The sequence below is a fragment of the Sorangium sp. So ce394 genome (assembly GCF_051474665.1).
GTDB classification, from domain to species: domain Bacteria; phylum Myxococcota_A; class Polyangia; order Polyangiales; family Polyangiaceae; genus Sorangium; species Sorangium cellulosum_D.
Genome location: NZ_CP150339.1, coordinates 7,765,237 through 7,786,973 on the forward strand (window position 1 = coordinate 7,765,237; position 21,737 = coordinate 7,786,973).

The window sequence follows — 21,737 nt, forward strand, 5'->3', positions numbered from 1 at the left end:
TCGCGCACGCGCACGCGCACGAAGGACGCGCACGGAAGACGAGAGACAAAAGACGAGAGGCGAGAGGCGAAAGACGAGAGACGGTCCGCGATTGGGAGCGCCGTTATCGGCGCTCGGGCGCGGTCTGCGTCGCGCCGGCCGCGCGCTCCTTGCTCATCTGGCGGATGCAGTGCTGGAGCGCGGCGCGGAGGTTCCCGAGGGTCGTGATGTTCTTCAGATCGAGGCCGAGGCTCACGATGGTCTGGGCGACGTTCGAGCGGATGCCCGTGACGATGCCCTCGGCGCCGAGGAGCCGGATCGCGCCGACCAGGTCGAGGAGGTAGCTCGCCGTCTTCGTGTCCACCATGTCGACGCCGGTGAGATCGAGGATGGCGTACCGCGCGCCCATCCGCGAGATCGCCTCGAGGAGCGTGTCCATCACCTCCGCGGTCCGCTGGCTGTCGAGCACCCCGATCATCGGCAGCGTCAGGATGCCGTCCCACACCTGGATGATGGGCGTCGACAGGTCGCGGATGACCTGCTGTTGCCGCTCGATGAGCTCCAGCTTGGTCCGGAGCTCCTGCTCCGTGTTCTTCGCCTGGCTGATATCGAGGGTGAGGCCGACGACCGCGTACACCTCTCCGCGCTCGTCGCGGACCGGGATCTCCCAGTTCTCCCAGAACACCCCGTGCGACGAGTTGAGCGAATGGCTCCCCTCGCCGGCGAGCGCCCGCCGGAGCATGTCGATGCCGTCGCTGCCGGCGTAGAGATCGAACACGTTCTTGCCGATGTGCTCGCCCTCCTGGAGCCCCGCGTTCGCGATCCCGCTGCCCTCGTGGAACGTGAAGATCCCCTCGCGATCGATCGCCCAGATGATGATCGGCAGCGTCTGCGCGACGGTCCGCAGGACCACCTCCTTCTGCTCGTGGCGGCGGAGCTGCTCGACCCGCTCCGTCACGTCGTGCCCGAACACCCCGACGCCGACGACCCCCCCGCGCTCATCGAGGAGGCGCTCATGCCGCCACTCGACGTGCGCCGCGACGCCATCCCTGGTGACGTGCCGAAAGACCCGCGGCGCCGCGCCGTCCTCCGCCAGCAGCCGCCGCCACGCCTCAGGGTCGCCGGACGTCGGCAGCAGCTCGTCGACGCGCCGGCCGAGCGCGTCGCGCCGCGCAGGGCCGAACAGGCGCTCGGCCGCCCCGTTCCAGTCCTCGATCGTGAGATCCGCGCCGTACTGGACGATCGCAAGCGGCGCCCGCTGGAGGAGGCGCGCGCGCCCGCGTGCAAGACGTTCGTCCTCGACTTCTTCTGGCAACGCAGTGGAGACGGTCATGTACACGGAAAAATTACCCTGAACGCTCGCCGGTCGTCGAGATCGCTTCCGTCCTAGGGCTACGCCCCCGCGCCGGCCGATCCGCTCCGGGCGGCAGCACTGCTGCTGCAGCAACACCCCCGGCGCAGCGCCTGCTGCGCCAGCAGCAGGCGGCTCTCTGCTATAGCGGATTTGCGTCTCGTGGGGCGGCGGGCGGTTGGTACGTCGCGTGCTCTGCGTCTCCGGCACGGTCGATGAGGGCGCCCAGCGGCACGCCTGGAGGAGCACATCCCAGGGTGACGGCGCGCCACGTCGCGGGAGTTGCGGTCGTTCCATGCTGGTTGGGCTTGACTTTCGGATCACGTTTGGACGCCGTCGTCCCACCCCGCGCGGCCGCAGAACCCCCTTCGAGAGCGCCTGGCGTGCGCTCGCAGCGCTGCTCCTCGCGCTCGTCGCGATCGGATGCTCCAGGGCGCCCTCGGCGCCGGCGGGCGGCGGCGTGTACACGAACGATTTCAACCCGTTTTGGAAGGGCGGTCCGTGAAGGCGTCGGGCCCTCATCGAGGATGGGCAGCAGGAGAAGCCATGAGCAAGATTCAGTTCCAGAGCGTGAGCAAGACGTTCGCCGTCAAGGGGCCCGCCGGCTCGAAGGAGGACGCCCGGTTCACGGCCATCGAGGACCTCTGCCTCGACGTGAGGGCGGGCGAGCTCCTGGTCCTCGTCGGGCCGAGCGGGTGCGGCAAATCGACGCTCATCGATCTCCTCGGCGGGCTGTCGAAGCCGTCCAGCGGGAAGCTCCTGCTCGACGGCAAGCCGATCACGGGCCCGGCCCTCGACCGGGGCATCGTGTTCCAGCAATACGCGCTCTTCCCGTGGCGGACGGCGCGCGGGAACGTCGAGTTCGGCCTCGAGGCCAAGGGCGTCCCGGAGAGCCAGCGCAAGGAGATCGCCCAGCGCTACCTGGAGCTCGTCAGCCTCTCCGGCTTCGAGGACCGGTATCCGCACGAGCTGTCGGGCGGCATGAAGCAGCGCGTGGCCATCGCCAGGAGCCTCGCGTACGACCCGGAGGTGCTGATGATGGACGAGCCGTTCGCGGCGCTGGACGCGCAGACGCGCGAGTCGCTGCAGGAGGAGCTGCTCCGGATCTGGGAGAGGTCGCGGAAGACGATCCTCTTCATCACGCACAGCATCGACGAGGCGGTGTACCTGGGGCAGCGGGTCGCGATCATGACGTCCCGGCCCGGGCGCGTGAAGCGGATCATCGAGATCCCCGAGGAGGTCCGCGGCTACGAGGACGCGCGGTCGACGCCGGAGTTCGGCCGGCTGCGGCACGAGATCTGGACGCTCCTGCGCGAGGAGGTGCTCAAGGCCGAGGAGCAGGAGCGGCTCAAGAAGCAGAAGCGCGCGGCGGAGGGGCGCGCCGTGGCGGGCGTGGTGGCGGTCAATGGCTAGCGTCCCGCAATCGATCGCGCTGCCCGAGGAGCCGCAGCAGGCGCAGCTCGTGACCGAGGTGGGGAGGTGGCTCGGCCGCGCCGTCGCGCGCTCCGGGATCCTGCTCCTCGTCGCCGCGCTATGGGAGACGGCGCCGCGGGTCGGGCTCGTGGAGGCGGCGTTCTTGCCGCCGCTGTCCGAGGTGCTGGCGACCGGCTGGCAGCTCCTCCAGAACGGGCAGCTCCTGAGCCACATCAAGGCGAGCCTGTCGCGCTCCCTCACCGGCTTCTCGCTGGCGATCCTGGTGGGCGTGCCGCTCGGGCTCGCGATCGGGTGGTACAAGGCCGTGGCGGACGCGATCAACCCGCTGCTCGAGGTGCTGCGCAACACCGCGGCGCTCGCGCTGTTGCCCGTGTTCCTCCTGCTGCTCGGGATCGGCGAGGCCTCGAAGATCGCGCTCGTCATTTACTCGTGCACCTGGCCGATCTTGCTCAACACGATCAGCGGGGTGCGCGGGGTCGATCCGCTGCTCGTCAAATCGGCGCGGACGATGGGGCTGTCTCCGATCCAGCTGTTCCGCAAGGTCATCCTGCCGGCGGCGATCCCGACCATCTTCGTGGGCATCCGCCTGGCGGGCGCCTACTCGCTGCTCGTGCTCGTCGCGGCGGAGATGATCGGGGCCAAGGCGGGGCTCGGATACCTGATCATCTACGCGCAATACAACTTCCAGATCCCGAGCATGTATGTCGGCATCCTGACGATCACGACGCTCGGGCTGACGTTCAATCACCTGCTCATGCGCGTCGAGCGGCGCTTCACGTCGTGGAAGGTCGCCCCGAAGGAGTGAGCCCCGGCCGGCGGGCGCCTCGCGCCGGGGAGATCACCGTTCATCGCACAGAGAGAGAGGACCACGTGAATCGCATCATCCTGGGGCGGACCGGCCTGGAGGTCAGCGTGCTCGGCCTGGGCGCGGGCGGCGACAGCCGGCTCGGGTCGGGGCGCGTCGCCGAGGCCGAGTCGCTCCGGCTCGTCCGCGCGGCCATCGAGCGCGGCGTGAGCTTCATCGACACGGCGGAGGCGTACGGGACCGAGGAGCTCATCGGCAAGGCGCTCCGCGAGGTGCCGCGCGATCGCGTGGTGCTCTCGACGAAGAAGACGACGCGCCTCGACGCGCCCCTCCGGCCGGAAGACGTGGTGTCGTCGCTGCACGCGAGCCTCGAGCGGCTCGGCACGGATCACGTCGACGTCTACCACCTGCACGGCGTGCTCCCGGACCGGTACGCCGACCTGCGGGAGCGGATCGTCCCCGTGCTGCTGCGCCTGCGCGAGCAGGGCAAGATCCGTTTCCTGGGCATCACGGAGGCGTTCGCCGCCGATCCGACGCACGCGATGCTGGCGCAGGCGCTCCGCGACGACCTCTGGGACGTGGTGATGGTCGGGTTCAACCTCCTGAACCAGTCGGCGCGGGAGCGGGTCTTCCCGCTGACGCGGGCGAAGGACATCGGGACGCTGATCATGTTCGCGGTCCGGCGCGCGCTGAGCCGGCCCGAGCGGCTGAGGGAGCTGCTCGCCGACCTTGCGGCGCGGGGCAAGGTGGCGGGAGCGCTCGCCGACGAAGGGCTGGATCGCCTGCTCGCTGGGGAGGGCGTCGCGTCGCTCCCGGACGCGGCGTACCGCTTCTGCAGGGACGAGCCCGGCGCGCACGTGATCCTGTCGGGGACCAGCAGCGTGGAGCACCTGCTGGAGAACGTGCGGTCGATCGAGGCGCCGCCGCTGTCGGCGCGGGCCCGCGAGCGCCTCGTCGAGGCCTTCGCGCAGGTCGACGACGTGTCGGGGCACTGAGGCGCCGCAGAGGAGCGCCGAGGGGCGCGCGGCGGAAGGGGCGCGCGGCGGAAGGGGCGCGCGGCGGAAGGAGCGCGCGGGGCGCGCGGCGGAGGGTTACGCGACCGGAGAGGCGAGCCCAGGCGACGCGAGGGGCGCCGCGGCGTCGGGCTCGAGGAAGCGCGCGATGCGGCCGCCGAGCCGCGCGCGGAAGGCGTCGTCGGTGGGCGGCGAGTGGCGGCACCCCTCGAGCAGCTCGGTCTCGGCGCGCGGCAGGAGCACCTTCGCGCGCGCGAGCAGCTTCGCGCCGGGGAAGCTCACGTCGTCGTCGGCGCCAAACACGAGCGCGGGCCGCGTGAAGCCGGCGAGGGCCTCCGGCGTGGCGAGCGGCGGGATCCGCATGTCGAGCCGGTAGCTCCGCACCGCGTCGCCGAAGTAGGGGCCCCACATGGCGTCCTGCGTGGTGAACAGCCCGGAGACGAGGCGCGCGAGCCGGTCCTCGGAAGGGAACGCGCGGTAGAGGGCCATGGGGATGGCCACGCGCGTGAGGCCCTGCCACACCGGGCCGGACACGACGCCGCCGGGCACGATCAGGACGAGCCGGTCGATGCGGGCGGGCGCGACCTCGGCCATGCGCAGGGCGACGAAGCCTCCCCAGCTCACGCCGAGGAGGTGGGCGCGCGGGAGCCCGAGCGCGTCGAGGACGTCGGTGAGCCACTCGGCGTAGGCGGGGCCTTCGACCGGCACGCGGACGTCGGCGCTCTTGACGGACTGGCCGATCACGTCGACGGCGTAGACGCGGAAGCGCGCGAGGAGCGGGCCGAGCTCGGGCAAGAGGTGCGCGGAGCTCGCCATCGCGCCGTGCACGCAGACGAGCGGCGGGGCGTGCTCGGGGCCGGCGACGAGGACGTGCGTCGCGCCGAAGCGGGTCGAGACCTCGCGCGCGCGGGTCGGGACCGGGGCCTTTTCGCGGAAGCGTTCGAACCACGTGGCGATGCGCGCGCGCGCCTCTGGACTGCGAAAGATGATGGATGACGTCATCGAGCCCTCCTGACGTTGGCTGCGGGGCGGAGGCCGCAGAGGTGCTGAGCGACGAGCCGATCGAGGAGGGCGACGGGCGACGGGTGCGCGCCCTGGACCCACGCGATCAGCGCGAAGTAATAGAAGGAGAAGAAGGCGACGCCGAAGAGCGCGGGGTCGGCGTCGTCGGCGACCTCGCCCTGCGCGCGGGCGGCGTTGAAGAGCTCGACGACGCGGCCGTGCACGGCGGCGATCTGCTCGGTGAAGCGCGCTTGCCACGGCGGGTCGGCGAACAGCGCCTCGCGGAGCAGGGTCTTCGACAGCGCCGGGCGGCGGGCGTAGTACGCGAAGAACGCGGCCCCGAGGCGGTGGAGCCGCTGCTCGAGGGTGCCGGGCGCCTCGTCGCGGACGGCCTCGGCCGCGGTGGCGGCGAGGTCGTCGAAGAGGGCGGCGTGGAGCAGGTCGCGCTTGTCGGCGAAGTGGAGGAGGACCGTGCCCGCGGCAACGCCCGCGTCCGCGGCGATGGCGCGGACGTTCGCCGCCTCGAAGCCGTGGCGCTCGAAGTGGTCGCGCGCGGTCTCGAGGATCCGGGCGCGCGTCGCGTCTTTCTGGGCTTCGCGGCGACCAGGCTTTTGAGCGAACGCGTTCACTGAACGTGTTCATTACATGGAAGCGGGAGATTGGCAAGGGATGGATGAGTCCGGTGTCGACCGGGGTTGAGGGCGTCCGGCGTCGACCCGCCCAGGGCCGACCCGGGTTGAGGCCGATCGGGAAGCCGCCCGGCGCCGACCCGGGTTGAGGGCGCTCGGCGCCGACCGGGGTTGAGCCCGCTCAGCGCCGACCCAGGTTGAGCCCGCCCGGCGCCGACCCGGGTTGAGGGCGCTCGGCGCCGACCGGGGTTGAGCCCGCTCAGCGCCGACCCAGGTTGAGCCCGCCCGGCGCCGACCCGGGTTGAGCCCGCCCTTGCGCCCACCCAGGTTGAGCCCGCCCGGCGCCGTTCCCACGACGCCGTACAAATCTCTACGGCCTCAAATAACCGCCAGCCTCCGGCGCGCGTTCCTCGGCACCACCGGCTCGGGCGGCGGCGGGGGCGGCGCGTCCCAGGCCTCCTCGACCAGCTCGAAGACGCCGTGGTCGTACGGCACGTGCGGCGCCCGCTGCTTCATGACGAGCCGCTCGCGGATGCCCCGCCTCTTGAGCTGCGTCACGCGGTGGTAGCAGAACGGATTGTTGCCGCGCCTGCCGAGCGTGCAGTGCGCGGTCCACGAGCACCCCGCGCGGCACTCGTCCGCGTAGTAGCACGTCGCGCAGTGACCCCAGAGCTCGCTCGCGTCGCGATCGCGCGCGAACCGGACCTCCGCCGAGCCCTCCCAGATGTGCTCCAGGCCGCGCTCGCGCACGTTGCCCCCGGCATAGGGCACGGTCGGGACCGACGGACACGCCTTCACGGTGCCGTCGGACTCGATGCCGATCGCGTTGATGCCGCCGCGACAGCCGCGCCAGTGCGTGTCGCCGCCGCCGGGCCTCGACCGCAGGAGCTGCTCGTGTGGGCCGAAGTAACCGATGTTGTTGTTCGCGAACACGTTGAACGGCACGCCCGAAACGTGCGTCTCGAGCGCCTCCCGCTGGATGGCGGCGAGGGTGTCGATGACCTCGACGACGCGCCACGGCTCCAGGATCCACTCCGGATGGTCGGCCGCGCGCCCCATCGGCACGGTGATCTGCACCTGCCACGTCTGGATCCCGTGCGAGCGCAGCTCGGCGCACGTCTCGCGCAAGAGGTGCGCGTTGAGGCGGTTGATCTGGGTGTTGGCGGTCGTGATCAGCCCGGCGGCGCGGGCGTTGTCGAGCGCGCGGATGGCGGCCGCGTGGCTGCCCACGTTGCCGCGCAGCTCGTCATGGATGTGCGCCGGCCCGTCGACCGAGACCCCGAGCCCGGTGAGCCCTGCGGCGCGGAGCGCCTTCGCCCGCTCGGCCGTGAACGCTCGCCCGCCCGTCTGCATGATGACGCGCATCCCGCTGCGCGCGAGGAACGAGATGATCTCCGCGAGATCCTCGCGCAGGTACGCCTCGCCTCCGATGAGCGCGACCTCGCGGCAGCCCATCCGCGCCAGGCTCGCGGCGACCTCGAGCACCTCCTCGGTCGAGAGCTCCGCGTCGCGCGCGGCGCCGGCGCGCGAGCCGCAGTGCTGGCACGGCTGGTCGCACTTCATCGTGAGCTCCCAGACCGCGTAGATCGGCTTCGCTTCCATCAAGTCCGCAGGCATGAGCGCGCGGACGGGGATCTCGGTCGGCTCGATCATCGGTTCACCCTCCCGACCCGCCCCCGCCGACCGAGGATCCGCCGCCGTCCGCTCCCCCGACGCCGACATCGCCGCCGGAGCCTCCTGTCCCGCCCGTCGGGTCCGCGCCCCCGGCCTCGCCGACCGAGGATCCGCCGCCGTCCGCTCCCCCGACGCCGATGTCGCCGCCGAAGCCCCCTGGCCCACCCGTGGGGTTCGCGCCCCCGGCGGAGCCGACCGAGGGGCCGCCGCCGTACGCCCCCGCGACCGCGATGTCGCCGCCGAAGCCCCCTGGCCCGCCCGTGGGGTTCGCGCCCCCGGCGGAGCCGACCGAGGGGCTGCCGCCGTACGCCCCCGCGACCGCGATGTCGCCGCCGAAGCCCGAGCTGCTGGAGCTGCCTTGATCTCGCTCGTCGACGACCTCGCCGGCGCAGGCAAGCGGCTGGAACAACGCGGCCGTCAGGCCCATGAGCACGGCGATCTTCGTGCGCGGGACAGCGCCGTCCGGCTCGCGCATGGTTGCGCCGCAGTGCGGACACTCGCTCTCGTTGGCACGCGCGTGGCAGCCGCAGGAGCTACAAGGGACGAGAGAGGGGAAATGGATGGGCACGGGCAAGTCCTTTCATGTCGAAGCCAACGCCTTGCTCCCTCCCCGAGCAATCCGCGCGCCGTCCGCGCCATCTCGACATATCCGTGCGAATTCACTCAGAGATGCCGATTCAGCCTCCGCCCGATCGGGCCGCCTGACACATCTTGGCATTCGCCAGCATGTGCCACGGGCCGGTGCCGCGGAACGCCGCGCTGGAGGGATGCGTCAGGGAGCCCCGTCGCCGCACGCCCCCAGGCGTCGCTCGAAGAACCGGCGCTCCATGGCGTTGCGGGCGAGCGCGAGCGCTTCCCGCAGGTGCTGGCTCGCGATCTCGCGCCTGCCGCGGCGGAGCTCCAGCTCGCCGAGCGCCGCGAAATAGAACGGATATGCGGCGAGGCGATCGCGGCCCTCGATGGCGCCGATCTCCTCGAGCCCGCGCTCCGGCCCCTCGTGCTGCGCGACGGCGATGGCGCGGTTGAGGGCGACGACCGGCGAAGGCCGGATCGCCATCAGCGTGTCGTAGAGCGACACGATCGCCCCCCAGTCCGTGTCCTCCGGCCGGGCCGCGCGCGCGTGGACCGCCGCGATCCCGGCCTCGACGTGGTACTCGGTCAGCTCCGGCCCCTCGGCCGACAGGTCGAGCAGCCGTTGCCCTTCGGCCAGGAGCTGCCGATCCCACCGCGATCGATCCTGGTGGAGGAGCGAGGTGAGGTCGCCGGAGGCGTCGACGCGCGCGGGCAGGCGCGCCGCGTGGAGACACATCAGCGCAGCGAGCGCGTGCGTGGCGGGCGCCGACGAAGGGGGGTGCTCGAGGAGGAGCGCGGTGAGGCGCATCGCCTCCCTGCAGAGCTCGACGCGGACGGCCTCCTTCGCGCAGGCGCCGTGGTAGCCCTCGTTGAACAGGAGGTAGAGCGCGCGGCGGACCGCCGAGAGCCGGGCAGAGAACGCGTCGTCCGTGAGCTCGAACAGGCGCGTCGAGCCGGCGAGCACCTTCTTCGCCCGGGAGATGCGCTTCTCGATGGCCGCCTCGGTGGCGAGGAACGCGCCCGCGACCTCGCTCACGCCGAAGCCGCAGAGGACGTGGAGCACGAGCGCGATCTGCGCCTCCTCCGGCAGCCGGGGGTGGCAGCACGAGAACATCATGCGCAGCTGGTCGTCCCGGATCGCGGCCGCCCCGAAGAGCTCGTCGACCGCGGGGTCGAGCGCCTGCTCCCCCTCGATCAGCCGCCCGATCTCGGGCGCGAAGGTGCGCGCGGTCCGCTCGCGCCGGAGGACGTCCAGCGCGCGGTGCTTCGCCGCCGCCATGAGCCAGGCGGCCGGGTTCTCGGGCACCCCCTGGAACTTCCACACCTCCAGCGCGCGGCAGAGGGCGTCCTGCACGACGTCCTCCGCCAGCGCGAGGTTGTGGACCCCGAAGAGGCGCGTCAGCGTGGCGAGCATGCGCCCAGCCTCGCGCCGGAAGACGGGGTCGACCGGATCCACTAATGGCTCAGCTTCCAGATCGGGCGCACCTCGACGCTCCCACCGCGCTCGAGGATCGGGCAACCCTTCGAGAGCTCGACCGCGTGTGCGAGATCCTCGGCCTCGATGAGCATGTAACCGCCGACCACATCCTTCGCCTCGGCGAAGGGCCCGTCGACGACCGCCTTCTGCTTGCCCTGGACGACCTTGCCGGTGGGATCGAGGGGGCTGCCGGGACGCTTGAGGTGCCCCTTCTCGGTGAGCTCCTTCGCCCACGCGGTCCACCGCTGCATGTGCTGCTGCATCTCGGCCGGAGAGCCAGAGGCGTCGCTACCGCGGAACAAGTACATAAATTCGTTCATGATCGTTCTCCTTCCCGGGTACTTCGCCCCTGCGACGTTCGAGGGGCGCCGCGGCGGACAACTTTTTTTGGGGAGGCGAGGGCTCAGCTCGCCGCGGCGGGCTGCTGGGCCTGGGAGCGCGCGCGGAGGCGCTGCTTGGCGGAAGGGCCGCCGGGGTGGCGGACCGAGGCGACGGCGCGATCCATGGCGTCGCGCCAGTAGCGCGCGACGTCCTCGCGGTCGGTGAGGAGGGCGTCGATGGGGCCGTGGTCGGTGTCGATCTCGACCGCGAAGCGGTCGCCGCGGGGCTGCACGTCGACGGCGTGGACCTCCCCGGCGGAGATGGCGGCCCCGAGCCTGCCCTCGGGGCGCAGATCGATCGCGCCGGTGCGGCTCACCCAGGGGGCGACGACGAAGCGGCCCGGCCCGAACGACGCCACCGGGGCGGAGCGCGCCGCATACCGGGACGAGAACCGGGCGACGCCGAGGAAGGCGTAGCCCGCAAGCGAGAGCAGCGCGGCGGCGCTGCCGACGCCGATCGCGATGCCGCTGTCGCCGGCGGAGGCGCTCCGCATGACCTGGATCCACAGGGCGAGCGCGGCGACGAGCAGCGCGGCGCCGATGAGCGCGTTGCGGGTCGCGGACCCGCGCGGCCCCTGGCTCGCGTGATCCCGCAGGACGAGGAGCTCCCCCTCGGTCCGGATCGCGAACCGCGCCAGCGCGGCGGCCGTCAGCGCGGGCGCCGGCGCCGGCTCCGGGAGGGGTCGCGGTTCAATCGCGCCGGGCGGCTCGGTCCCGCGCGCCGTGACCAGCGGGACGCACAGCGCGGCCGCGAGCGGCGCCGCCACCGACTCGACGAGCGCCTCCGCCCGGCCGGGATCGAGGTCCTGCGCCTCGGCGACGAGCAGGCGCTGCGCCGCCGCGGCGCGCGGGGGCGCCGGCGAGCGCGGGGGCGGGGCGAGCACGAGCCAGGCGGCGACGTGGGTCCGCTCGCGGGTGCACGAGGGGGCGGTGCAGCACGGCCCTTGCGCCGAGGTCACCTCGACCCGCACCGCGTCGCGCGGCTCGGCCGCGCCCTCCCCTGCCCCGGCCGCCCCCCCTGCCCCGGCGGCCCCGGACCGCGGCCGCCCGGCGCCCGCGAGCCGCAGCGGCGCGAGCCGGAGGGCGCTCGCGCCGCGCTCGATCCGGAGCCAGACGGGATCGCGCGGCGCCGGGCCGAAGCGCGCGTCCTTGTCGCGCTGCGGCGCGCCGAGCTCGGGCGCCGCGCGGAGGAGCAGCGGCGCGCCGTCGCCCTCCGCCGAGAGCGCGCGCGCCGCGCCGGCCGGATCGCCGAGCGGATCGAGGGCAGGAACGGCGCTGTCGGCCTCGAGGGAGCGGAGGGCACGCGCGACCTCCGCGTCGAATGCTGCGGTGCTCGGCTCGGGCATGGCGGGACGTTTGCCCCGGCTGCGCTGGGTTGTAAAGCGGGCCCGTCCGCGCGAGCACGCCGGGCGCTCGCTCTCTTGCCCGGGCCCCTGCCGCGGCTCGCGCGGCGCCGGCCGTCGTTCGCGCGGCGCCAGCTGCCGTCCGCGCGGCATCGGCCGTCATTGGCGCGGCGTCGCCCCCGCGCACCGGCGCCGGCGCGACAGCAGCGCGGCGAGCGCGGCGAGCGGCAGCGCTCCCGGAGCGCCCGGCACCCGGCCGCCACCCGCGCACGAGCAGCCGGCGTCGCGTTCCTCGGCGTCGTTCGCGCCGCCGCTCTTCGGCCCATCCCCGGCATCCGGCGCCGCGCCGCCCCAGCCCGCGCCGCCGCCCCAGCCCGCGCCGCCGCCCGAGCTCGCGCCGCCGCCCGAGCTCGCGACGGTCGTCCCGCCGATCGGGTAGAGCGCGCAGACCCCCTCGATGTCGTCGCCCTCGAGGGTGCGCGCCGACGTGCCGCCCCGGTACGTCCCCAGCATCGTCGCGCCGCGCACGTTCGAGTGCCCGAGCCCGAGGAAGTGCCCTTCTTCGTGGGTGGCGATCGACTGAACATCGACGCAGTCGCCCTCGCCGCCGTCGTCCCAGCAGAAGCCCACGTTGTTGAACACCATGTCGGCGTCGTCGATGACGCTGTCGGGATCCCAGACCGGCATCGTGACGGCGATGACCGAGTCGGCCTGGCCGAGCGCGGCAGGCCAGCTGTCGCTGATCCAGAGGAACACGTTCCTGCCGTCGTCGAAGTCGTAGCCGGCGTCCGTGTCGCCGAGCAGCTCGGTCGCCCACGCCGTGCACGCAGGGCTCGACCAGGCCGCGAACCCGGCCTCGATGCCGGCGGCGGCGAAGCCGGAGAGCGGCGCCGGGATCGTCTTGTGGTTGATGTGGTAGCGGACCGGCAGCTCGCTCCAGCGGGGGACGACCTCGAGATCGAGCGGCGACCACGCGGCCGCCTCGCCGCCCCCGGCGACCAGCGCCAGCGCGGCGGCGAGCGACGCGACCGGGGCGAGCGCGTCCCGGGAGCCTCTCTTCATCCCCCCATCATCGTCTCATCGCCCCTGCGGCACCACCTCGAGCTCCTCGGGCGCCGCGCTCCCCTCGAGGGGCAGCGTCACCTCCACCCCCTCGTGGACCGGCAGGGTCGCCGCGATGGGCCACGCGCGCGGCGCCCCGCCCTCGCCCGCCGCGACCTCGCGCAGCGTGACGCCGCGCAGCGGAGCCACGCCGCCGTTGAAGAGGCACGCGCGCAGCCGGCCCTCCTTCACCGCGACCGAGCACGGGATGACGTCGGCCGTCGCACGCCGGATCCGCTCGAGCTTCTCCTCCTCCCCGGACGCGGCGGGCAGGAGCGACAGGAGCGCGTCGCGGGCGCGCGGGTCGCGGAGCCAGGCGAGCATCATCGCCGCGTGGATGCGCACCACCCGGTAGCGCGCGCGCGTCAGCTGAAAGAACGCGTCCGGCGACGCAACCCCGGTCTCGCCGTCGAGCATGCCCGTCACCCCGGGCTCGATCTTGACCTCCGTCCCGGGCGCCTCGACGTGCCACTTCACCGCGCGCCCCGGCGCGAGCGCGCCCTCCCAGAACAGCCCGCGCTCGGTGATCCCGGCGCGCTCGCCGCGGACGTTGCGCCGCGCGAACGTGAGCAGCACGCGGAAGTCGCGCACGGGAGCGCCGCTGTTGTTGACGACCGCGAGCTCGAAATCGTAGCGGCCGCGCGCCGGCCGCCGCGCCCTCCCGCCGCCGGCGTCGCTGGCCGCCGCGCCGGCGTCGCCCTGGTCCGCGGCGGCCGCGCCCGGCTCCGCGGCAGCGGCCGGCTCCGCGCCGCTCTCGCCGGATTCCGCGGCGGGCTCGTCGTCCTCCGCGCGGTCGCGCTTCAGGATCGGCGCGATCACCCCGGCGCCGTCGTCGGGCCCGGTCGATCCGAGGACGCTGAGGATGGGCACGCCCTGCTGCCAGAGCGGCGAGTCGGCGCGCTCGCAGAGGCAGTGCGGGAACGACGGCTCGGCGCGCTCCCGGGCCTCGCCCGCGAGGAGCGCGGCGGCGGCGCCGCGGGCCGCCGGCCCGACGCCGCGCGCCGCCTGCCGCTCGGCCGGCGGCAGGTCCCGGGGCGCCGCGAACCGCTGCACGAACGCCATCGTCGCCACGATGCCGACCACGGCGAGCGCCGCGGGCACGAGCACGCGCGCCCGGAGCGGGAGGGCGTCGAGCCCGTCCTCGCCGCCGCGCTCGCGCCCCGGCCGCGCGGCGAGGGGCGTGGGTCGGGGCGCGAACACCGGCGGAGCCGGCTCGCCCGGGGTCGAGGCCGCGAGCCGGTCCGACGCGAAGCCCATGCGGCGCGACAGCTCCTCCACGAGCGCGTCGCGCAGGCGGTCCGAGGGCGGCCCCCCCCAGGTCGCGAGCCGCGCGGCGAAGCGCAGCGCGAGCCACGTCGCGAGCGCCACGAGGAGCGCGAGCGACGCGGTGCCGAGCGGGCCGCTCGCGAGGTAGTCGGGCGACAGGGCGGCCGCGAGCACGCCGAGCGGCGCCGGCGCGACCCAGCTCGCGACGCCGGCGTGGACGCGCGCGCGGTAGGCGCTCTCCATGGCCTCCATCGCCGTCGGCGAGATCACCCCGGGCACGCCGGGGAGATCGCCCTCGAAGCGCGCGAGGACGAAGCAGTTGTGCGGCGAGCACGCGGACGGATCGAGCGCCACGCAGAGCGCCTTGCCGCGCCGGAAGAGGCCGCGGATCGCGGTGTAAGGGACCCCGAAGCGGACCGGCGCCGCCACGGCGCCCAGGGCGAACCCCTCGGCGTAGCCGGCGACGCGGACCAGCTCGACCTCGAGCTCCGCCTCGGCGCAGGTGAAGCGCACGGCGCCGACGGCGTTGGCGCCTCCCTCGGCGATCGCCAGGGCAGCGACGGAGAACGCGCGAGCCAAGGTGGGCGCACCCTAACCGCGCGGGCCCGAGCGCTGCAACGGGAAACCCGGCCCGCCCGGCGCCCCGGACGCCGCGGGAGACCGTTGATCGGGCCGCGCGGGGTGCGTAAGACGTGGCGCCATGAAGGCTTTCCAAATCGTCCTCGCCCTCTCCTGCGCTGTCCTCCTCGGCCCGGTCGCGGGCTGCGAGGACAAGGTCCCCGAGCCGGAGCTGCCCCCGGGCAGCGCCGTGCCGAAGGTGCAGCCCTCCGAGCCGGAGCCGGCCGACCTCATCAAGGAAGACATCGTCGTGGGCACCGGCCAGGAGGCGAAGGACGGCGACAGGGTCCGCGTCCACTACACGGGGCGCCTGCTGAAGACCAAGGCCGAGTTCGACTCGTCCGTCGGCCGGGAGCCGTTCGAGTTCACGATCGGCAACACCGAGGTCATCAAGGGCTGGGACCTGGGCGTGGTCGGGATGAAGGTGGGCGGCAAGCGCAAGCTCACGATCCCCTCGCACCTCGCTTACGGCGAGTCGGGCAGCCCGCCGAAGATCCCGGGCAAGTCGACGCTGGTCTTCGACATCGAGCTGCTCGGCGTCGGCGACGCCGCCAACGACGCGGCCGCCCCCGCCGACGACAAGGCCGGAAAGACGAAGCCCGCGGCCGACAAGGCGGCCAAGCCGGCGGCCGACAAGGCGGCCAAGCCGGACGCGGCCAAGGGCGACAAGCCCGCCGCCGCGCCAGCCGAGAAGACAGAGGCGAAGTGAGCCGCCGGCGCCGCGCGACGTGAGCCGCCGGCGCCGCGCGACGTGAGCCGCCGGCGCCGCGCGACGTGAGCCGCCGGCGCCGCGCTCAGAGGACGCGGGCGAGGGCCTTGAGAAAGATCTCGTAGACCTCGAGCGGGTACTCGCCCATGTGGAAGATCCTGAACAGCTGGTTCGAGAGCTTCCCCTGGGCCGCGTAGATCTCGAACACGTGGCCGTCGACCGGCTCGCTGGCGAGCCGACCCGCCATTTCATCGTAGGTCCTCCGCGCCGGGAGGTGCAGCGCCGTCCCGATCGACTGGAGCGGCATGTTCTCCCAGCGCGCGATCGTCAGCCCGAGCCGCTCGTAGCCCGGCCGCAGGATCGCGCAGCGCGCCTGGTAGACGGCGTGCCGCCCGGCGACGCCGCCGGTGGCGGCGAGGTGATCGAGCGCCGCGATCACCTGGCACAGGCTCATCGGATCGATCGTGTAGGGGTGCGCGCCGCCCTGCTGGGCGCGCCAGGTCTTGTGGAGCTCCAGGCTCGGGACGCGCGCGGGGATCCGCTCCATCTCGGCGAGCAGGTCCTTGCGGACGAGCGCCATGGTCAGGTTCGGGTGGCTGTGGAGGCCCTTGTTGCAGGAGCCCATCACCGCGGCGATGCCCGAGCCCTCGAGGGCCAAGGGCTCGACGAAGAGCGCGCTGATGCCGTCGACGAGCAGCTTCTTGCCGTATTTCCGGGCGAGCTCACCGACCTCGGGCACGGGGTTCAGCGTGCACGTCGACGTGCCGCCGTAGACCATGGCCACCGCGTCGGCCTGGTCCGCCGCGAGGACGGCCTCGATCTTCGCCAGATCCGGGCGCTCGCCGTAGGGCAGGCACATGTCCAGGACCGGCTGGCCGAGCGTCCCGGCGAACTCGAAGATCCGGTCGCCGTAGGCGCCGTTCCGGACGACGAGGAGCCGCTCGTCGCGCCGCAGGCAGGAGCCGAGCACGGCGGCCATCGACGTGGAGCCCGAGCCCGTGAGGAGGATCGCCTCGTAGCTGGGCGCGCCGAGGGCCTCGACGATGCCGCGCCGGGCGCGGTCGAGCAGCGGCCGGAGCCGGGGTCCGCGCGGGACGATCGGGCTCTCCCCGTAGGTGCGCGAGACCTGGTTCACCGCGTCCGGCAGGTGGAACACCGCGGGCGTGAGCGAGACGACGCGTGGCGTGGCGGAGGCGACCATGCGGCGAGGTGTAGCCCGGAACGCGCGGCGGGCGCAGCGGAGATCGCGCTACGCCCAGCGGACCTGCCGCAGGTCGTCCCAGACGTCGCGGGCGGAGTAGTAGCGGTAAGCGTCGCGGCGGCGCAGCAGCTTGGCGATCACCTGGCTCAGCGGCGTGCCGAGCGCCTCGGCCTTCTGCCGCGGGGCGCCCTCGGCGATCTGCCGCGTGATCTCCTCGTAGGGGGCGTTCACGTCGATGGCCGGCTGCCCGGTGTGCATCTGGTACATGAGCAGCCCGAGCTGGTAGAGGTCGCTCTGCGTCGTCGTGTAGCCCGCCGTGACGAGCTCGGGCACGAGGATCTTCGGGTTCGCGACCTGCGGGCGGAACCAGCGGGTGACGCCGTCGAGCTGGTGGGCCACCCCGAAGTCGGTGAGCTTGACGAGCGGCTTGTGGTCGAGCTGGGAGATGAGCACGTTGCCCGCGTGCAGGTCGGCGTGCACGACGCCGTTGTCGTGCAGGTACTGCAGCGTCATGAGGAGCTGGCGCGCGAGCTCCAGGAGCAGCGGCGGCTGGAACGGGGTGCCGAGCAGCGCCCGGAGGCTCGTGTCGCACCGCTCGAGCGCCAGGTAAAAGAGGTAGTTCACCTCGAACGCATCGTGGATGTAGACGATGTTCGGGTGCCGGAAGCTCTCCAGGCGGAGCATCTCGCGCGACCACTCCTCCTTGACGACCTGGTAGGGCTTGTTCGCCGGCCGCAGCATCTTCAGGGCGTACACCTGGTCGAACGGCCCGCTGCACTCGTAGACCGAGCCATACTGACCGTCGCCGATGAGCGCTCCGATCACGTAGGTGCCCCGGGTGGAGGTCAGCGCTGAGCCCGGCACCGGAAACGGGATCAGGAAACTGCCAGTGGAGGACCAGTTCACGGCGGACGCCATCGTAACCGAAAACGGCGGCCCCCGTTCACCCCGTGGCGCTCGCCTCTCCCCGGCAGCGGCCCCCGGCGGAGCCGACCCCAGGGGCGAGCGCCGCGGGCGGCCGGGCGCTCAGGAGGCGGCGAGCCTCCGCACGACGTCCGCCGCCTCGGTCTGATCGAGCTCGAGCGCCGCGGCGACGTCGAGGAGGAGCTCGCGCTCGCTGTTCCTGACGATCCCGTCGGCGACCACGACCTGGGCGGCCAGGGAGAAGGCGACCTTCCGCGCCTGCGGGGTGGCGAGCCGCTCCTTGAGCGACGCGAGCCGGGCGGCCCGCCCCTCCTTCTGGAGCTGCTCCACCACGGTGCGGATGAGCTCGTCCATCGTGCTCTGGGGGATCCGGCGGTCCGTGAGCGACTCGACGCTCCGGGAGAAATGCACCTTCTCCTCCTGGCTGAACTCGCCGTCGGCGAACGCCGCAAGGAACATCAGCTCCACGAGCGCCTCGAGGTTGGGCTCGTCAAGCGTTCGCAGCGGAGGAGGGCTCATGAGCGGCATCGGCTCCGTCTACACCGAGGCCCGGCCGGGGACCAGCCCGGAGCATCCGCTCCCGTCGTCGCGTCCGGGACGAACGCGGCGGCGGGCAGCGTTGGGAGAGGGCGAGCGTTGTGTCATGAGTTCGAGCATGCACGTGCGCGAACTCGCCCAGACGCTCCTCGGCGCGCTCCTCGTCTGCGGCTGCGGCGGCGCGGCCGCGACCACGCCGCGCCACGCCGCGGGGCCCGCCGGGCCTGCCCCCGCGGCGCCGCCGCCCGCCGCCGCGCCGGCCGAAGCGCCCCCACCGCCGCTCCGGCTGCCCTGCGAGCGGGACGATCTCGTCGGCTGTACGAACGGCTGCGCCGATCACCAGGTCGAGGACTGCGTGACGCTCGGGTCGATGTACCTGGGCGGAGACATCGTCTCGATCGACGTGGAGCGGGCCGTGGGGCTGTTCAGGGAGGCGTGCACGGAGGGGAGCGCGCGCGGCTGCCTGCGGCTCGGCGACGCGTACCACGACCGGCTCGCGCGCGCGGACGGCGGCGATGGGGCGAGCGGCGCGGACGAGGCGGCGCTCTACTGGCACGCGCGCGCGTGCCACGCGGGCGCGAACCTCGGCTGCCTCGCGGCCGGCAGGGCCTACCTCCGCGGCCAGGGCGCCAGCGCCGATCCCGGGCGCGCGGCCACGCTGTTCCAGCGCGTCTGCGAGCGGGGCAACGCCCTCGCCTGCGTCGAGCTCGGGCACCTCCACGCGCAGGGCGAGGGCGTGGAGCGCGACGCCCAGAAGGCGGTCGAGCTGTTCACGAAGGCGTGCAAGCTGGGCCTCGACGAGGGGTGCTTGCTGGCGAGCAAGTCCGGCGACATCCTCCCGCCGCGCGAGTGACGCGCCCGCCCGGCGCGCCGGCAGGCCTTCAGTCGGTCCGGCGCCGCTGAGCGATGTCCAGCGCCGCGGTGATCATCGCGGTGAGCTGCGTGTCCGAGACGGTCTCGGACGGCAGCACCACGAGCTCGGCGCCGATGCGCCGCGACAGCTCCATGAATCCCTCGGGGTCGAACGCCCGCACGTCCTGGGTCATCACGATGGCCAGCGGGTGCAGCCACGCCGCGCTCCCGCGCAGCGACACGAGATCGCACGCGAGCAGGTCGGCGCCCTCGACGAAGACCAGGCGGCGGCAGCGCTCCGCGAGCTGCTCGCTCGCGCTCACGATCAGCACGACCGAGGCCGATGCCGTCCGCTTGCTGCGCCCCGCTGGGCGCGTGGGTAGCTCTCGAGCGCTCATCGGCGGCCTAGGTCAACGAGCCAGGAGCGGGCGCCGGTAAGGGATGGGCCCGTCCCCTTGAGCCCGAGCCCGCGCGCGCTCCTCGTCGGCGAGGGCGAGATCCATGACGAAGGAGCCGAACGACAGCCGGAAATCCCGGTCGTTCGGCTTTGTCGCGTAGAAGGCGAGCAGCGAGAGCACGCTCCCGATCTGCGCCGCGGCCGGGTCGTCCTCGCACGCGGAGAAGCGATCGGCGAGCGTGCAGAGCTGCCGGAACAGCGGGCCGCCCGGGTGCGGGCCGGCGCTGCACATGGCGAAGGTGCCGCTGCCGCGATATCCGAGCTTCCGGCGCTTCCTTCCGGGGGTACGGGACGGGGGTATCATCGTCATGATTGCTGCCCAAGCCGCCTGTGAAGGTTGAACCGCGCCGCGCAGGGGCTGGCCTGCCGCGGGACGCTCTCCATCACTAAAGAGCAGCTGGAAGAGAGTCAATCGGAGAGGGAGCGGCGGGCCGGATGAGCGCGAAATTCTGCGGAATGGTCCCCCGTCCGAGCAGCGCGTGGGTATACGTCACCGCATGAAGGCAGTCGTGCTCGCCGGCGGCAAAGGCTCCCGGCTCCGCCCCTACACCGCCCTGATCCCGAAGCCGCTGATGCCGATCGGCGATCACACCATCGTCGAGATCCTCCTCCGGCAGCTCGCGCGCGCCGGGGTGACCGACGTGGTGATGTGCGTCGGCCACCAGGCCGCCCTCATCGAGGCGGTCGTCGGCGAGGGGAGCCGGTACGGGCTGCGCATCGCCTACCAGCGCGAGGAGACGCCGCTCGGGACCGTGGGCCCGCTCCGGGTCATCGAGCGGGACCTGCCGGAGCGCTTCCTCGTGATGAACGGCGACATCCTCAGCGATCTCGACTTCGCGGCGCTCCACCGCACGGGCGAGTCGGCCGGATCGCCGCTCACCGTCGCGGTCTGCGAGCGCGCCTCGAAGATCGACCTGGGCGTGCTCGACGTCGGCCCGGAGGGGCGCGTCGTCGGCTTCCGCGAGAAGCCCACGTACACGTTCTGGGTCAGCATGGGCATCTACGCGATGAGCCGGGACGTGCTCCGCTTCATCCCGGAGGGCCGGCCGTTCGGGTTCGACAACCTCATGCACGCGCTGCTCGACGCCGGCGAGCAGGTGGCCACCTTCCCCTTCCGGGGCCACTGGCTCGACATCGGCAGGAGCGACGACTTCGCCGAGGCGCAGGAGGAGTTCGAGAAGCACCGGCAGCGGTACCTACCGGACTGACGCGGCGAGCGCCTCGCACACGGCGTCGACGTCGGCGTCCTGCATGCGCGGGTGCAGCGGGAGCGTGAGCTCGCGGCCGGCGATCGCGTCCGTGCGCGCGAGCCCCTCCTTGCGCACCCGGTCCGAGGCGCCGTGGTGCGAGAAGCGGTGGATCGGCGTGTAGTGCACGCTCGTCTGGACGCCGCGCGCCTTCATGGCCTCCATCACGGCCTCGCGCGAGGCGCCCTCGGGCAGGAGCACCGGCATGAGGTGGTGCGCGCTCTCCCCGAGCCCGCGCGCGTAGAAGTCGCGGTACGGGAGCCCGACGCCCGGCACGCCGGCGAGGCGCTCGTGGTAGCGCGCCGCGAGCTCCCGCCGCCGCGCGTTGCCCGCCGCGAGCCGCCCGAGCTGCACGACGCCGATGGCGCTGCGGATCTCGTCGATGCGGTAGTTCATGCCCGCGGCCATGACGTCGTACGTGAAGGCGTGCCCCTTGTGCCGGTCGAGGGTCAGCGTCGTCATCCCGTGCGCGCGGAGGAGCCGCATGCGCGCGAGGAGCGCGTCGTCCTTCGCGATCACGGCGCCCCCCTCGCCGACCGCGAGGTTCTTGTTCGAGAAGAAGCTCAGGCAGCCGACGTCGCCCAGCGTCCCGAGCGCCCTGCCGCGGTAGCTCGCGAGCGGCGCGTGCGCCGCGTCCTCGACCACGGCGATCCCCCGGTCGGCCGCGATCGCGGAGATCGCGTCCATGTCGCAGGGGTAGCCGGCGTAGTGGACGACCGCGATCGCCCGGGTCCTCGGGGTGATCTTGCGGGCGATGTCGGCGGGGTCGACCCCGAGGTCGCCGTCGCCGACGATGTCGGCGAGCACGACGTTCGCGCCGCACAGGAGCGCGGCGTTGGCGGTCGCCACGAACGTGAGGCTCGGGCAGATCACCTCGTCGCCGGGGCCCACGGAGAGCGCCGTGTACGCGAGGTGCAGCGCGGCGGTGCAGTTCGTCACGGCGAGCACCCGCGGGGTGCCGAGCGCCTCGCCGAGCTTCTGCTCGAACTGCGCCGTCCGCTCCCCCATCGTCAGCCAGCCCGACGCGACGACCTGCCGCGCGGCCTCCGCTTCTTCAGGCCCGAACGAGAGATCGCTGAGAGGTATCTTCCACATGGCGTTCCATCCATCCCGCCGGCGCCGCGCGGCCGGCGCGCGCGGCGCCCGCCCGGCCAGCGCGGCGTCG

At 73.3% G+C, this 21,737-nt stretch carries 22 protein-coding genes; 6 read left to right on the forward strand and 16 right to left on the reverse strand.

Annotated features, from left to right (window positions below; all coding sequences use genetic code 11):
• Positions 1–103: 103 nt before the first annotated feature.
• A complete protein-coding gene (locus WMF33_RS28310; RefSeq protein WP_437331546.1) occupies positions 104–1,312 on the reverse strand; it encodes a PAS domain-containing protein in 1,209 nt (402 codons plus the stop codon).
• Between the two features lie 564 nt (positions 1,313–1,876).
• Here WMF33_RS28310 and WMF33_RS28315 point away from each other — a divergent pair.
• From WMF33_RS28315 to WMF33_RS28325, 3 genes are all read left to right on the forward strand, one after another.
• The gene (locus WMF33_RS28315) at positions 1,877–2,743 is read left to right on the forward strand and encodes an ABC transporter ATP-binding protein (RefSeq protein ID WP_061625846.1); all 867 of its coding nucleotides are present in this window, start codon (positions 1,877–1,879) and stop codon (positions 2,741–2,743) included.
• On the forward strand, positions 2,736–3,569 hold the full coding sequence (locus tag WMF33_RS28320) for an ABC transporter permease (RefSeq protein WP_061625845.1): 834 nt from the start codon (positions 2,736–2,738) through the stop codon (positions 3,567–3,569). Before WMF33_RS28315 ends, WMF33_RS28320 begins: the two co-directional genes overlap by 8 nt.
• Before the next feature lie 65 nt (positions 3,570–3,634).
• A complete protein-coding gene (locus tag WMF33_RS28325) occupies positions 3,635–4,564 on the forward strand; it encodes an aldo/keto reductase (protein ID WP_437331547.1) in 930 nt (309 codons plus the stop codon).
• Between the two features lie 96 nt (positions 4,565–4,660).
• On the opposite strand, the gene WMF33_RS28330 is transcribed toward WMF33_RS28325, so the two are convergent.
• The 9 genes from WMF33_RS28330 to WMF33_RS28370 all read right to left on the reverse strand — a co-directional run bounded on the left by WMF33_RS28330 (position 4,661) and on the right by WMF33_RS28370 (position 14,606).
• A complete protein-coding gene (locus WMF33_RS28330; RefSeq protein WP_437331548.1) occupies positions 4,661–5,584 on the reverse strand; it encodes an alpha/beta fold hydrolase in 924 nt (307 codons plus the stop codon).
• Complete coding sequence (locus WMF33_RS28335; RefSeq protein ID WP_437331549.1) at positions 5,581–6,213, reverse strand: TetR/AcrR family transcriptional regulator; 633 nt, start codon at positions 6,211–6,213, stop codon at positions 5,581–5,583. Before WMF33_RS28335 ends, WMF33_RS28330 begins: the two co-directional genes overlap by 4 nt.
• A gap of 378 nt (positions 6,214–6,591) precedes the next feature.
• On the reverse strand, positions 6,592–7,866 hold the full coding sequence (locus tag WMF33_RS28340; RefSeq protein ID WP_437331550.1) for a radical SAM protein: 1,275 nt from the start codon (positions 7,864–7,866) through the stop codon (positions 6,592–6,594).
• 4 nt (positions 7,867–7,870) lie between these two features.
• Positions 7,871–8,362 carry a hypothetical protein gene (locus WMF33_RS28345; RefSeq protein ID WP_437331551.1) on the reverse strand — a complete coding sequence of 164 codons (492 nt, stop codon included), beginning with the start codon at positions 8,360–8,362 and terminating at the stop codon, positions 7,871–7,873.
• Between the two features lie 297 nt (positions 8,363–8,659).
• Positions 8,660–9,916 (reverse strand): RNA polymerase sigma factor, encoded by a 1,257-nt coding sequence (locus WMF33_RS28350; protein WP_437331552.1) that lies wholly within the window; start codon positions 9,914–9,916, stop codon positions 8,660–8,662.
• The gene (locus WMF33_RS28355; protein ID WP_437331553.1) at positions 9,916–10,257 is read right to left on the reverse strand and encodes a YciI family protein; all 342 of its coding nucleotides are present in this window, start codon (positions 10,255–10,257) and stop codon (positions 9,916–9,918) included. Before WMF33_RS28355 ends, WMF33_RS28350 begins: the two co-directional genes overlap by 1 nt.
• A gap of 83 nt (positions 10,258–10,340) precedes the next feature.
• On the reverse strand, positions 10,341–11,663 hold the full coding sequence (locus WMF33_RS28360) for a hypothetical protein (protein WP_437331554.1): 1,323 nt from the start codon (positions 11,661–11,663) through the stop codon (positions 10,341–10,343).
• A gap of 156 nt (positions 11,664–11,819) precedes the next feature.
• A complete protein-coding gene (locus tag WMF33_RS28365) occupies positions 11,820–12,722 on the reverse strand; it encodes a matrixin family metalloprotease (protein WP_437331555.1) in 903 nt (300 codons plus the stop codon).
• 15 nt (positions 12,723–12,737) lie between these two features.
• Positions 12,738–14,606: a hypothetical protein gene (locus WMF33_RS28370; RefSeq protein WP_437331556.1), complete on the reverse strand. Its 1,869-nt coding sequence runs from the start codon at positions 14,604–14,606 to the stop codon at positions 12,738–12,740.
• Positions 14,607–14,727: 121 nt separating this feature from the next.
• On the opposite strand from WMF33_RS28370, the gene WMF33_RS28375 reads away from it, so the two are divergent.
• Positions 14,728–15,354, forward strand: coding sequence for an FKBP-type peptidyl-prolyl cis-trans isomerase (locus WMF33_RS28375; RefSeq protein WP_437331557.1), 627 nt, complete (start codon positions 14,728–14,730; stop codon positions 15,352–15,354).
• 85 nt (positions 15,355–15,439) lie between these two features.
• Here the strand turns inward: WMF33_RS28375 and WMF33_RS28380 are convergent, their stop codons facing one another.
• From WMF33_RS28380 to WMF33_RS28390, 3 genes are all read right to left on the reverse strand, one after another.
• On the reverse strand, positions 15,440–16,555 hold the full coding sequence (locus WMF33_RS28380; protein WP_437331558.1) for a pyridoxal-phosphate-dependent aminotransferase family protein: 1,116 nt from the start codon (positions 16,553–16,555) through the stop codon (positions 15,440–15,442).
• Between the two features lie 48 nt (positions 16,556–16,603).
• Entirely contained in the window at positions 16,604–17,461 is an 858-nt protein-coding gene (locus WMF33_RS28385; protein ID WP_437331559.1) for a serine/threonine protein kinase, read from the reverse strand.
• 120 nt (positions 17,462–17,581) lie between these two features.
• Positions 17,582–17,998: a tellurite resistance TerB family protein gene (locus WMF33_RS28390; protein WP_437331560.1), complete on the reverse strand. Its 417-nt coding sequence runs from the start codon at positions 17,996–17,998 to the stop codon at positions 17,582–17,584.
• Between the two features lie 136 nt (positions 17,999–18,134).
• Here WMF33_RS28390 and WMF33_RS28395 point away from each other — a divergent pair, with 136 nt between their 5' ends.
• On the forward strand, positions 18,135–18,869 hold the full coding sequence (locus WMF33_RS28395) for a tetratricopeptide repeat protein (RefSeq protein WP_437331561.1): 735 nt from the start codon (positions 18,135–18,137) through the stop codon (positions 18,867–18,869).
• Positions 18,870–18,897: 28 nt separating this feature from the next.
• Here WMF33_RS28395 and WMF33_RS28400 read toward each other — a convergent pair whose 3' ends face one another.
• Both WMF33_RS28400 and WMF33_RS28405 read right to left on the reverse strand, forming a co-directional pair.
• On the reverse strand, positions 18,898–19,191 hold the full coding sequence (locus tag WMF33_RS28400; protein ID WP_437331562.1) for a hypothetical protein: 294 nt from the start codon (positions 19,189–19,191) through the stop codon (positions 18,898–18,900).
• An 87-nt stretch (positions 19,192–19,278) separates the two neighbouring features.
• Positions 19,279–19,635, reverse strand: coding sequence for a hypothetical protein (locus WMF33_RS28405; RefSeq protein ID WP_437331563.1), 357 nt, complete (start codon positions 19,633–19,635; stop codon positions 19,279–19,281).
• A 187-nt stretch (positions 19,636–19,822) separates the two neighbouring features.
• Here WMF33_RS28405 and WMF33_RS28410 point away from each other — a divergent pair, with 187 nt between their 5' ends.
• Positions 19,823–20,533 carry a nucleotidyltransferase family protein gene (locus tag WMF33_RS28410; RefSeq protein ID WP_044986240.1) on the forward strand — a complete coding sequence of 237 codons (711 nt, stop codon included), beginning with the start codon at positions 19,823–19,825 and terminating at the stop codon, positions 20,531–20,533.
• On the opposite strand, the gene WMF33_RS28415 is transcribed toward WMF33_RS28410, so the two are convergent.
• The gene (locus WMF33_RS28415; RefSeq protein WP_437331564.1) at positions 20,522–21,667 is read right to left on the reverse strand and encodes a DegT/DnrJ/EryC1/StrS family aminotransferase; all 1,146 of its coding nucleotides are present in this window, start codon (positions 21,665–21,667) and stop codon (positions 20,522–20,524) included. The genes WMF33_RS28410 and WMF33_RS28415 overlap by 12 nt on opposite strands.
• Positions 21,668–21,737: the final 70 nt, after the last annotated feature.